General features: G+C 72.9%; 8 protein-coding genes and 1 riboswitch. Of the genes, 3 read left to right on the top strand and 5 right to left on the bottom strand.

What is annotated here, in order from left to right; all coding sequences use genetic code 11:
- Positions 1 to 116: 116 nt before the first annotated feature.
- Positions 117 to 1,280 (bottom strand): NlpC/P60 family protein, encoded by a 1,164-nt coding sequence (locus ABZZ04_RS13245; RefSeq protein ID WP_356932302.1) that lies wholly within the window; start codon positions 1,278 to 1,280, stop codon positions 117 to 119.
- A riboswitch (cyclic di-AMP (ydaO/yuaA leader) is annotated at positions 1,279 to 1,448 on the bottom strand. It overlaps the preceding gene by 2 nt.
- A 266-nt stretch (positions 1,449 to 1,714) precedes the next feature.
- Here ABZZ04_RS13245 and pcrA point away from each other — a divergent pair.
- The gene (gene pcrA / locus ABZZ04_RS13250) at positions 1,715 to 4,195 is read left to right on the top strand and encodes a DNA helicase PcrA (protein WP_356932303.1); all 2,481 of its coding nucleotides are present in this window, start codon (positions 1,715 to 1,717) and stop codon (positions 4,193 to 4,195) included.
- Between the two features lie 94 nt (positions 4,196 to 4,289).
- Here pcrA and ABZZ04_RS13255 read toward each other — a convergent pair whose 3' ends face one another.
- The gene (locus ABZZ04_RS13255) at positions 4,290 to 5,945 is read right to left on the bottom strand and encodes a M23 family metallopeptidase (protein WP_356932304.1); all 1,656 of its coding nucleotides are present in this window, start codon (positions 5,943 to 5,945) and stop codon (positions 4,290 to 4,292) included.
- Between the two features lie 270 nt (positions 5,946 to 6,215).
- Complete coding sequence (locus tag ABZZ04_RS13260) at positions 6,216 to 7,289, bottom strand: alpha/beta fold hydrolase (RefSeq protein ID WP_356932305.1); 1,074 nt, start codon at positions 7,287 to 7,289, stop codon at positions 6,216 to 6,218.
- Positions 7,290 to 7,709: 420 nt separating this feature from the next.
- Here ABZZ04_RS13260 and ABZZ04_RS13265 point away from each other — a divergent pair, with 420 nt between their 5' ends.
- Entirely contained in the window at positions 7,710 to 8,123 is a 414-nt protein-coding gene (locus ABZZ04_RS13265; protein WP_356932306.1) for a cobalamin B12-binding domain-containing protein, read from the top strand.
- A 110-nt stretch (positions 8,124 to 8,233) separates the two neighbouring features.
- On the opposite strand, the gene ABZZ04_RS13270 is transcribed toward ABZZ04_RS13265, so the two are convergent.
- Positions 8,234 to 9,859 carry a DUF5691 domain-containing protein gene (locus ABZZ04_RS13270; RefSeq protein WP_356932307.1) on the bottom strand — a complete coding sequence of 542 codons (1,626 nt, stop codon included), beginning with the start codon at positions 9,857 to 9,859 and terminating at the stop codon, positions 8,234 to 8,236.
- A gap of 29 nt (positions 9,860 to 9,888) precedes the next feature.
- On the bottom strand, positions 9,889 to 11,436 hold the full coding sequence (locus ABZZ04_RS13275) for an SWIM zinc finger family protein (RefSeq protein WP_356932308.1): 1,548 nt from the start codon (positions 11,434 to 11,436) through the stop codon (positions 9,889 to 9,891).
- 143 nt (positions 11,437 to 11,579) lie between these two features.
- Between ABZZ04_RS13275 and ABZZ04_RS13280 the strand changes: the two genes are divergently transcribed.
- Positions 11,580 to 12,044 carry a hypothetical protein gene (locus tag ABZZ04_RS13280; RefSeq protein WP_356932309.1) on the top strand — a complete coding sequence of 155 codons (465 nt, stop codon included), beginning with the start codon at positions 11,580 to 11,582 and terminating at the stop codon, positions 12,042 to 12,044.
- The last annotated feature ends 2 nt before the right edge of the window (positions 12,045 to 12,046 follow it).

Below are 12,046 nucleotides of genomic sequence, written 5' to 3' on the forward strand. Positions count from 1 at the left end.
TTCGCACGGCCCCGGGCCCGGTCGCTGCCCCGCCGCACTGGGCGGGGGCCCCGGTGTGCCGGACGGGCTCGGAGCGGCGAGCCCGTCCGGCGGCCGGAGGCCGGGCGGTACGGCCGCTACGCCGGGCGCACGCTGCCGTAGATCGGCATGTAGTAGATCGACTCCTCGCGCACGTCGGCCCCGGGCTTCGGCGCGTGGATCATCATCCCGTCGCCCTTGTAGATGCCGACGTGGCTGATGTCGTCGTAGAAGAAGACGAGGTCGCCCGGCCGCAGGTCCGCCGTGGCGACCCGGGTGCCGACCTTCACCTGGTCCCAGGTGGTGCGCGGGAGGTCGACGCCCGCCGCCTTCCACGCCGCCTGGGTGAGCCCGGAGCAGTCGTACGAGTCCGGGCCGGTCGCGCCCCAGACGTACGGCTTGCCTATCTGGGCCCTGGCGAAGGCGAGCACCTTGTCCGTCCTGCTGGTGGCGTCGCTGTCCGAGCCGGTCCCGGTGCCCGTACCTGTACCCGTACCGCTGCCGGAACCCGCCTCCTTCGCGGCCTCCTCGGCCTTGCGGTCCGCCTCTGCCTTGGCGGCGGCCTGCTGCTTCGCCAGCTCCTCGGCCTTGCGCCCGGCCTCCGCCTCCTTCTCCCGCTCCAGCGCCGCGAGCCGCGCCTTCTCCTCGGCGGTCAGCTTCGACAGCAGCGTGCGCGCCTCGCCCAGCTTCTTCTGGACGTCCTGCTTGCTGGTGCGCAGCGTGGCCTGGGTCGTCGTCAGGGTCTCCAGGCTCCGTACCGCCTCGGAGCGCTTCTTCGCCGCCCTGGCCTGCTGGGCCTGGAAGTCGGTGACCGCCTTCTGCTGCCGGCTGGTCATCCGGTCCATCAGCCGGCTCTGGTCGAAGTACGCCTGCGGGTCGTCGGCCAGGAAGAAGGTGGCGGTCGGCGCGATGGAGCCGTTGCGGTACTGCGCGGCGGCGTAGGCGCCGAGCGTCCGGCGCGCTTCGTTGAGCTCGTCGGCGCGCTCGGCCACGTCGTCCAGCAGGGCCCGGACCTTGGCGCGCTGGGCGGTGGAGGCCTCCTTGGCCAGGTTGTACTTCTGGGTCGCGGTGCCCGCCTGCCGGTAGAGGTCGTCGACCTTCTTCTGGACGTCCTCGATGCCGGGCTTCGGGTCGGGCGCGGCCGTGGCGCTCTGCGTGGAGAGCAGGGTCACGGACGCCAGCGCCGCCGTGGTGAGCCCGACGGCCGGTGCGTTGCTGAACGTCCGGGGGCGCGGTTTGCGGTGCGATGCCAAGTCGGGCATCTCCTTCCGTGGACCGCCTGCCGGGTTAGCTGTCGGGTTCGGGCGGAACGGAAGGTTGCCCTACGGTCCGTTCAGTGGGGGATGAGGACCGATTCACCCCGGTGCTGCCTGTTGGGTCCCCGGCTCCGAACGCCCGCGAGGGCAGTCCGGATTCGGCGCGGGCGCCCGCTCGGCGTGGTTCGCCGCAAAGGGGGTACGGGCGGCCCGGTCGTGCACGCTAGCCAACCGGTGTGCCGCTGGGAAGGTCGATGTTCGATATGCCCGATACATTTTCGTGACCTGGGTGGCGGGGGCGGCCGGGGGCCGGAACCCCTCACGCGGTGTGCGCACCCGCTCCCGGTGCGTGTCCGGTGTGTGTCCGGCGTGCGGGTGCCGGGGGGCGGTTGGGCAAGGGCCCGCCGGGTGTCTGTGCGGCGGCTTAGACTCGACAAGCGATGAGCAGCCTCTTTGACGACAGTTTCCTGGCCGGCCTCCAGCACTCGGAGGAAGAGCCCCCGCCGCCCCCCGAGGACGCCGCACCCGAAGAGGTGCCGGAGGGGCTCTTCGGGGACGTGTTCGACGGGCCGCCGCAGCCCAGGGACGCGTACTACCGCGACGGTGCCCCCCGCCCCGTCATCGACCCCGCGGCGCTCCTCGACGGGCTGAACACCGAGCAGCGCGCCGCCGTCGTGCACGCGGGCTCCCCGCTGCTCATCGTCGCCGGGGCCGGCTCCGGGAAGACCCGGGTGCTGACCCACCGGATCGCCCACCTCCTGGCCGAGCGCGGGGTGCACCCCGGCCAGATCCTGGCGATCACCTTCACCAACAAGGCCGCGGGCGAGATGAAGGAGCGCGTCGAGCAGCTCGTCGGACCGCGCGCCAACGCCATGTGGGTCATGACTTTCCACAGCGCGTGCGTGCGCATCCTGCGCCGCGAGTCGAAGAAGCTCGGCTTCACCTCGTCGTTCTCGATCTACGACGCGGCCGACTCCAAGCGGCTGATGGCGCTGGTCTGCCGCGATCTCGACCTGGACCCGAAGCGCTTCCCGCCGAAGTCGTTCACGGCCAAGGTCTCCAACCTGAAGAACGAGCTGATCGACGAGGAGACCTTCGCCGGCCAGGCAGCCGACGGTTTCGAGAAGACGCTCGCCCAGGCGTACACGATGTACCAGTCCCGGCTGCGCGAGGCCAACGCGCTGGACTTCGACGACATCATCATGACGACGGTCCACCTGCTCCAGGCGTTCCCCGACGTCGCCGAGCACTACCGCCGCCGCTTCCGGCACGTCCTGGTCGACGAGTACCAGGACACCAACCACGCCCAGTACACCCTCGTGCGGGAACTGGTCGGGCCGACGGGCGAGAACGACGCCCCGGCCGAGCTGTGCGTCGTGGGCGACGCCGACCAGTCGATCTACGCCTTCCGCGGCGCGACCATCCGCAACATCCTCCAGTTCGAGGAGGACTACCCGGACGCGACCACGATCCTCCTGGAGCAGAACTACCGCTCCACGCAGACGATCCTGTCCGCCGCCAACGCGGTCATCGAACGCAACGAGAGCCGCCGTCCCAAGAACCTGTGGACGAACGCCGGTACGGGTGCCCGGATCACCGGCTACGTCGCCGACACCGAGCACGACGAGGCGCAGTTCGTCGCGGACGAGATCGACCGGCTCACCGACGCGGGCGACGCCAAAGCCGGTGACGTCGCGATCTTCTACCGCACGAACGCCCAGTCCCGTGTCTTCGAGGAGATCTTCATCCGCGTCGGCCTGCCCTACAAGGTCGTCGGCGGCGTGCGCTTCTACGAGCGCAAGGAGGTCCGGGACATCCTGGCCTACCTGCGCGTCCTCGCCAATCCGGAGGACACCGTCCCGCTGCGCCGCATCCTCAACGTGCCCAAGCGCGGCATCGGCGACCGCGCCGAGGCGATGATCGACGCCCTGTCCCTGCGGGAGCGGATCACCTTCCCGCAGGCGCTGCGCCGGGTCGACGAGGCGTACGGCATGGCGGCCCGGTCGGCCAACGCCGTCAAGCGGTTCAACACGCTGATGGAGGAGCTGCGCACGATCGTCGAGTCCGGCGCGGGCCCCGCGGTGGTCCTGGAGGCCGTCCTGGAACGCACGGGCTACCTGGCCGAACTCCAGGCGTCCACCGACCCGCAGGACGAGACCCGGATCGAGAACCTCCAGGAACTCGCCTCGGTGGCCCTCGAATTCGAGCAGGAGCGCGCGGCGGCGGCCGGGGAGGGCGCGGAGGACGGCACCCCCGCGGTCGCCACCGGTACGGGCACGCTCGCCGAGTTCCTGGAGAAGGTGGCCCTCGTCGCCGACTCCGACCAGATCCCCGACGAGGACGAGGACGGCTCCGGCGTCATCACGCTCATGACGCTGCACACCGCGAAGGGCCTCGAATTCCCGGTGGTCTTCCTGACCGGCCTGGAGGACGGCGTCTTCCCGCACATGCGGGCGCTGGGCCAGACGAAGGAGCTGGAGGAGGAGCGGCGGCTCGCCTACGTCGGCATCACCCGGGCCCGCGAGCGGCTCTACCTGACCCGGGCGGCGATGCGCAGCGCGTGGGGGCAGCCCTCGTACAACCCGCCGTCGAGGTTCCTGGAGGAGATCCCGGACCAGCACCTGGAGTGGAAGCGGACCGGGCCGATGGCGGCTCCGGCCGGGCCGACGACGGGGATCACCTCGTCGCTGTCCTCCTCCCGCGCGCGCTCCGGCCCCTCGGGCTTCGCCACGCGGCGGGCCTCGGACAGCAAGCCGACGGTCACGCTGGCCGTCGGGGACCGGGTCACGCACGACCAGTTCGGCCTCGGCACGGTGACGGCGGTCGAGGGCTTCGGCGACCAGGCGAAGGCCACGGTCGACTTCGGGGACGACCGGCCGAAGAAGCTGCTGCTGCGGTACGCGCCGGTCGAGAAGCTGTAGCACCGGACCCGCACGAAATGGTTCTGCCCGCCACACCGACGGTGTGGCGGGCAGAACCATTTCGTGTCCATGTCCCGGGCCGCGGGCTCCGGGCTCAGGTCGGGTCGACGCCGTGGCTGCGGAGCCAGGGCAGCGGGTCGATCGCCGCGCCGCCGCCGGGACGCACCTCGAAGTGCAGGTGCGGGCCGGTCGAGTTCCCGGAGTCGCCGGAGTAGGCGATGACGTCACCGGCCTTGACCGGGCCCGAGCGGATCTTGGTGCTGCTGAGGTGGCAGTACCAGGTCTCGGTGCCGTCGGCCGCGGTGACGATGGCCATGTTCCCGTAGGCGCTGTTCAGCTGGGTGCGCACGGTGCCGTCCGTCGCGGCCATCACCGGCGTGCCCTGGAGGACGGGGAAGTCGATGCCGGTGTGCCGGGACATCCAGTTGACGCCCGACTGGCCGAAGTACGCGCTGAGGGTGTGCTGGGCGACCGGCATGACGAACTTGGGCCGCAGCGCCTCCTTGCGGGCGGCCTCCTCCTCGCGCTTCTTCTTCTCGGCGGCCTGCCGCTCCCGCAGGTCGATGCGTTCCTGGGTGCGGCTGGCGCGGTCGGCGAAGTTCTCGGCGTCGGCGCTGAGGTTGGCCAGCTGGGTGTCCAGCTTGTTGTTGGCCACGCCCGGCTTGACGGTTTCGGCGTCGGGAGCCGCCATCGTGGTCTTGCCGTCGTCCTTCTTGTCCTCGCCGCCCAGTCCGCCGACGGAGGCGGCCGCGATGCCGGCCACGCTCATCACGCAGGCGGAGGGAATGGCGACGGTGAGGAGCGCGGAACGCTTCGCGGGGGAGCGCCGCCTGCGGCTGTTGCCCCCGTTGCCGCCGTTGCCCCGGGCGGAGGTGCGGCCGAGCGGGCGGTGCGAGTCGTTCGCCGGGGCGGGCAGATCCGCGTCCAGGACCGGGAAGTCGCGGGTCGGGGCGTTGTGGATCGAGGGACCGCGGTCGGCGTCGCCGTCGGTGTCGCCGTCCGGACCGGCCGCGAAGCCGTGCCCGTGCTCGGCGTCGTGCTGGTGCTCGGCGGTGTCGTGCCCGTCGGTGCGGTAGGGGTCGTACGGGTCGTAGGAGCCCTCACCGGTGTAGAACTCGTACGGCTCGTGCGCCGCGTGGGTCTCATGCGCCGCGTGGGTCTCCTGGACCCCGTACGCGTCGTGCGCCGTCGGCGCCTCGTGCAACACCTGTTCGCTCTGCAGGGGCTGCGCCATCTGCGCGGTCTGCTGCTCGTGCCCGTGCTCGGCGCCGGTGTTCCAGGCCGTGGCGTCGTACACGCCGGAGTCGTACGAGGCCGTGTCGGTCGCCGCCCACTGGTTGCCCGGCTGCCAGCCGCCGGTGTCCCACTGGCCCGTGGCGTCCGGGGAGCCGGCCTGGGCCGGGACGCCCATGAAGCCGGAGGTGTCGGTGAGCGCGGTCGCGGTCGTGCCGTAGTCGGCGACGGGCGTCCAGGTGGCCGTGGTCGAGTACGTCGGCGCCGCCTCGTACTGCTGCTGGGGCTGTGCCGCGTACGCGTCGTACCCGTCGTACGAGGCGGTCGGGTGCGCGCCCGTGTCCCACTGCGTGGAGTCGTACTGGCCGCTGTGCCCCATCTGTCCGGCGCCGTAACCGTTGCCGTAGGCGCCGTCGTGGCCGCCGGGGAGCGAGCCGAAGAGGGGGTCGCTGTGGAAGCTGCCGGTGGCATCGCTGTCGTACCCGGCATACCCGGCGTGGGGGTGCTGGTCGTTCACCAACTTCTCTCTCGCCTCGGCAGCAGGACCTGTGGGCCCGGGTTCCGGTGGGGGGATCCCAGGGGGGAGCAGTGGCCGCGACTGTACCCGGCGGTATGCGACGCCGACAATCTTCGGCGGGCCCGGACGGCTCAGGAAACGGGCAATCGGCCGCCTTTCGACGGCCTGGACGCATAGCCTTGGCTCTATGTTCGAAGTTTGTTCTATTTGTGGGGCGTCGGCGGACGCGATATTGGGGAGCGTGGAACGGGGTGCCCGTGGTACCCGGGGTCAGGCCGCCGAGACGGTTCCGCCGGTCCCCCCGGTCTCATCGGCCCCTCTGGCCTCTCCGGGCCCTTCGGACTCTTCGGGCCCCTCGGGCCCTTCAGTTTCTTCGGATCCTTCGGTTCCTTCGGTTCCGGCCGTCGGCTCGCCGGATTCCAGTGCCTGGCGGACCGCGGCGACGACCGACGGGTGCACCGGCAGTGCGAGGTGGCCGATTCCGGTGACCCGTACGTTCAGCGCGTCGAGGTCCGGATGGTCGATGCGGGCCGCCTCGGTCGGGACGACCACCCGGTCCAGCTCGCTCCAGAAGCTCACGAACCGGGTGCGGCAGCCGGGCGCGGGCCTGCGCAGCTCCTCGATCGGGGCGGAATCCGTGCGCATCTGCCGCACGATGGGGTGAGCGCTCGCCAACGGGGCGACGGCGGTGCCCTGGTGCGGGGTGCCGAGGGTGACCAGGGTGCGGACCCGCTGGTCGCCGCCCAGCCGCTGCACGTAGTAGCGGGCGATCAGGCCGCCGAGGCTGTGCCCGACGATGTCGACCTCGTGGTGCCCGGTGCGGGCGCAGATCTCCTCGACGTGCCGCCCGAGCAGCTCGGCCGCCGTACGGATGTCGCAGGTCAGCGGCGAGTAGTTGAGCGACTCCAGATGGTGCCAGCCGTGCCTGACGAGGGAGCGGCGCAACAGGACGAAGACCGAGCGGTTGTCGACGAAACCGTGCAGGAGCACGACGGGCGGCCGTTCGTCGCCCTCCACGGGGAGGACGGGGACCCCGGCCGGGGCGCCGGGCTCGACGGGGACGGCGGGCGGGGGAACGGCGGGGACGGTACGTGGCCCGGCAGCCCCCGTCCGGCCCGCGGAGCCTGCCCGGCCCGCGGGGTCAGGGTGATCCGTGGGGTCCGTGGCGTCTGTGGCGTCCGATGCGGGGTGGCGCTCTCCGGTGATGCCGGTGGGGTAGAGCAGTACGTGTCCGGCGAGGACCACCAGCTCCAGTACTTCGGCCTTCAGCAGGGCGGGCGACGGCCGGGCGGGGGCCGGGTACGGCCGGCACAGCAGCGCGGGAAGGAAAGGCGGGACCTTCATGGCCGACCTCCTTGCTCCGGCATCCGGGGGAGGCCGTCGCGGCCCGGATGCCCTCATGGGGTGCCGGGCGAGGCTGCGGGCGGCCGGACCGGCCGGCCGGGGATCGGCCCCGGCGCGCGTACCCCTGCTCACCGGCGGTGACCGAGGAACGGCCGACGGGCCGGACGGGCGGGGCTGGCCGTACCACCGTGCCGCGCGGCTGGCGGCGCGGTGGTACGGCGACCTCGTAGCGGCTCCCCCGGCGGCCGGTCCCGCACGGCAGACCTGCCGTGTCCCGAGGGGCCGCCGCCCGGTGAACATGTCCCAGGTGTGATTTCCCCCTCCCCGTCCACCGCGAAACGACGGCTTGCGGGATGCTGTAGATAACGTTCGTTCACATCCCCGGCCCTTCAGGCACGGGAGACGCATGTGGAGGCAGTGATGGGTGTGACCGGTCCGATCCGTGTGGTGGTGGCGAAGCCGGGCCTGGACGGCCATGATCGCGGCGCCAAGGTGATCGCGCGGGCCCTGCGCGACGCAGGGATGGAGGTCATCTACACCGGGCTCCACCAGACGCCCGAGCAGATCGTGGACACCGCGATCCAGGAGGACGCCGACGCGATCGGCCTCTCGATCCTCTCCGGTGCGCACAACACGCTCTTCGCCAAGGTGATCGAGCTGTTGAAGGAGCGCGAGGCGGAGGACATCAAGGTCTTCGGCGGCGGCATCATCCCGGAGGCGGACATCGCCCCGCTGAAGGAGCAGGGGGTCGCGGAGATCTTCACCCCGGGCGCCACGACGGTCTCGATCGTCGAATGGGTCAACGCGAACGTGCGCCACCCCGCCGAAGCCTGACCGCCCCGCCCTTCCTCTTCCTCCCGGCCCCTTCCGGCGCCCACGTGGCGGCGGGCCGCTCCTCCCGGCCCGCCCCCCGGCCCTGCCTCCGGCCTCGACAGTCCGGTCCGTCAGCCCGGTGTCGACGTGGGTACCGGTGCCGGTGTCGACACCGGTATCAGTTCCCGTTCCATCGCCGCGCGCAGCCGCAGTGTGGAGACCAGCCGCTGGAACGCCTCCGACCAGTAGCCGTTCGCACCCGGCGAGGCGTCCTCCGGTTCGTCCGGGGTGGTGGTGAGGACCTCCAGGCGGTCGGCCTCGGCCGGGTTCAGGCAGCGTTCGGCGAGTCCCATCACACCGCTGAAGCTCCAGGGGTAACTGCCCGCGTCCCGGGCGATGTCCAGGGCGTCGACGACCGCGCGGCCGAGGGGTTCGGCCCAGGGGGTCGGGCAGACCCCCAGCAGCTGGAACGCCTCGGACAGGCCGTGCGCGGCAACGAAGTCGGCGACCCACGCGGCCCGTTCGGGTGCGGGGAGCACCGAGAGGAGCTTCGAGCGTTCGGCGAGCGAGGCCGTGCCGGGGCCGTTCGACGGCGGGACGGAAGGGGCGCCGAGCAGTGCGCGGGCCCACTCCGGGTCCCGCTGCCGCACCGCCGCCCGGCACCACGCCGCGTGCAGTTCCTCGCCCCAGCCGTCGGACACCGGAAGGCCGACGATCTCCCGCGCGCCGCGGTCGCCGAACCGCGCCGACCAGGTCGCGAGCGGGGTCGCCTCCACCAACTGGCCGAGCCACCAGGACCGTTCGCCCCGGCCGGACGGCGGCACCGCCACCACGCCGTCGCGCTCCATCGAGGCGTCGCACTCGTGCGGTGCCTCCACGGCGACCGAGGCGCCGTCACCGGTGAGGTCCGGGCCCACGCACGACAGCGCGCGGGCCGCCATCCGTCCGGCGAGCGCCGACTCCGGCAGTGCGGAGAGGAGTTCGGCGGCCGTGGAGCGGACGTTGCGGCTGCGGTCGGAGAGGGCCTGTTCCAGGAAGGGCTCGTCGGCCGCGGAGAGCCCGGAGCGCAGCGAGTCGAGGAACATCAGCCGGTCCTCGGCGCGCTCGGTGCACCACGTGGACGCGAGCAGGGCGAGCGCCTCGGCGGGGGCGTGCTCCCGGACGGCCCCGAGCAGGGCGACCCGTTCCGCGAACAGCCCCTCCTCCCACAGCTGCGTGACCGCCTCCGGGTCCGTCACGTCGGGCAGCGACGAACCGCCCGACGAGCCGCGCAGCGCGAACTTCCACTCGGGGTTCAGCCCGGCCAGCCACAGCCCGCGCGGTCCGGCGAAGGCCAGGGCCTGCGGCCGCAGATCGGTGCGGGCCCGGGCCGCGTCCAGCAGGGCCGGGAGCAGTGGGGCCGGGGCCCGGAAACCGTACCGGTTGGCGACGGCCAGCCACTGAGGGATCAGCTCGGTGAGGTCGGGGGCCGTGCCGCGGCGGCCGCCGGAGCCGCCCGACGCCGACCGGTCCGCGAGCAGCTGCGCGAGTCTGCGCCGCGCGGCCGGCGGCAGCGGTGGCCGGGGGTCGGAGGGGGCCGGGGCGGGCCGGGCCGCAGGGGCCGCGGGCAGCAGCCCCGCCCGGCGGCGCACGGTGTGCAGCGCCGCCGTGTCCAGCAGGCCGGTCGGCCCGTCGGCCCCCGCCGGGCGTCGGTCGGTGCCCAGGAGCGCCGTGGTGACGAGCTCCTCCCAGGCCGCGGGTGTAATCGTGCGAGGCATTGCTCCCCCTTCGTACTTCGAATCCGACGTCAGATGAGCGGTACGGTCCCGTACGTCGCGTCGGCGGGATCGGCCCCGAGCCCCTCGGTACCGCCCGCGCCGCCCGTGCCCGGACCCGTGTCCGCACCGGTATCGGCCCCGGTCCCGTTCCCCGTCCAGGTTCCGGTCCCGTTCCCCGTCCCCGTCCCGGTCCCTGTCCCGGTTTCGGCGTCGGTGGACCAGGCCGCGAGCGGGTCGAAGCCGCGGTGGCCGCACTCGCCGAAGACGGTGACCGGGGCGCCGCCGGAGAGCGCGACGAGCTTCCACAGACCGGGCCGGGACAGCGCCGCCGGGGCGACGGGCAGGGCCGCCCCGCCCGCCGCGTCCACCAACTGCCAGCCGTCCCCGGACGGCACGGGTATGACCTCGCCCAGCGTCACCGGCCAGGAGTCCAGCCAGGGATCGTCCCGCAGGGCCCGTCCGTACGCCCCGATCGCATCGGCCGCGGTGCCGCCGGGCGGCGGGGTGCCGACCGGCGACGGCGTCCCGAACTGCTCGCCCAGCTCCGCCCGCAGCTGGCCGGCGCCCGGATAGGGCGTGATCTCGGCGTCGATCGTGACGCCCACCGGCAGCGCCAGGGCGGGGGAGCGCCCGGCCGCACCGAAGGACAGCAGCAGCGCCGTGCGGCCCGTCCTCCTGCCGTGCAGCCAGACGCGGCGTGCGACGATTCGGCCGTCCGGGGTGTCGTACTGGGCGAGGACCAGCCAGTGGTCGCGGACCGGCGCGCCCTCGGCGTGGGCCGTCAGCCCCACCCGGGTGCGGACCGTGGCCGCCAGCGGCTCCGGCAGCCGGTCGATGCCCAGCCAGGCGCTGTCCAGCAGATGGAGCAGTGCGCACTCCTCCAGCAGCCGAGCCGGCCACCCCTGGCCGGACCCCGGGACGGACCCCAGCTCCCGCACCCTGGCCGCCAGCCCGGGCGCCTGGGCGTCGACCATGCGGGCCGCCGTCTCCTCCCAGAGCCCGTACCCCGCCTGACCGGCCGCCGCGAGCCCGCCGCGCAGCAGGTCCGCGAGCCGCTCCTCCAACTCCTGCGCACCGCCGGTGATCCGCTCGGCCCGCCGCTCCGCCCGGCGCCGGGCGGCCTCCGGATCGGCCGGACCGGACGCCGCCCCACCGCCCGGCGCGCCCTCACCCGCCGCCCCCGCCTTCCCGGCCGCCCGCACGCGACGGCCCGTCAGCCACTCCCCGGCCCAGTCCGGCGCCTCGCCGCCGGGCAGCGCCGCCCCGTCCGACGCCCAGACCAGCAGCAGCCCCACGGCGTGCTTGCACGGGAACTTCCGACTCGGACAACTGCACTTGTACGCGGGGCCCGTGACGTCCACGACCGTCCGGTACGGCTTGCTCCCGCTGCCCTTGCACAGCCCCCACACCGCACCCGAGCCGTCGCACCCGCCGCCCGACCACGGACCCGCCGAACCGAGCTTGCTCCCCGCCTTGCGCGACGCGTCGTCAGGAGCGAGGGCCAGTACCTGCTCCACCGTCCAGCGCGCCACCGGAGCGGCGGTGCGCGAAGGTTCTCCCCCGTGAGATAGCAGCATGGGAACGACGGTAAAGTGCGCCACTGACAATCGCCCTGACCTGCTGTTTCAGTGTCCGGCACACATTTTGACGTGACTTGTCCGCGCTTGTTCTTCGCGATTCGCCGCGAGCGGCAGGCCCATGGATCCGGGGGGACCAACCGATGAGCAGTCACACCGCTCGCACCATCCACGCCGTCCGTCGCTTCCGCACCATCCGTACCGCCTTCTGCGCGGCCGCGGTCCTCGGTCTCGGCCCGGGCCTCACCGCCTGCTCCGGCGACGCCGGCCCGGCCGACCAGGCCGTCGACGAACCGTACGAGGTCACCTACGAGGTCATCGGCAAGGACGTCGACGAGATCCAGTTCACCGGCGGCAGGGGCGAGGCGGAGAAGCCGGAGCTCGAGACGGTCGAGTCGCCCACGCTGCCGTGGCGGAAGACCGTCACGCTGCGCGGGGCCGTGCGGCCTGCCGTCATGCCGTTCCCGAAGGACGGGTCCACCCTCGAAATCAGCTGCTCGATCACGTACAAGGGCAAGATCGTCAAGAAGCGTGAGGGCATGGGCATGCTCAAGTCGGGCGGCTGCGAGATCAGCTCCCCGATACAGGAGCTGCCCCCGCGTCCGTGACG

It is taken from the genome of Streptomyces sp. NPDC006435, assembly GCF_040612315.1.
Classification (GTDB): Bacteria; Actinomycetota; Actinomycetes; order Streptomycetales; family Streptomycetaceae; genus Streptomyces.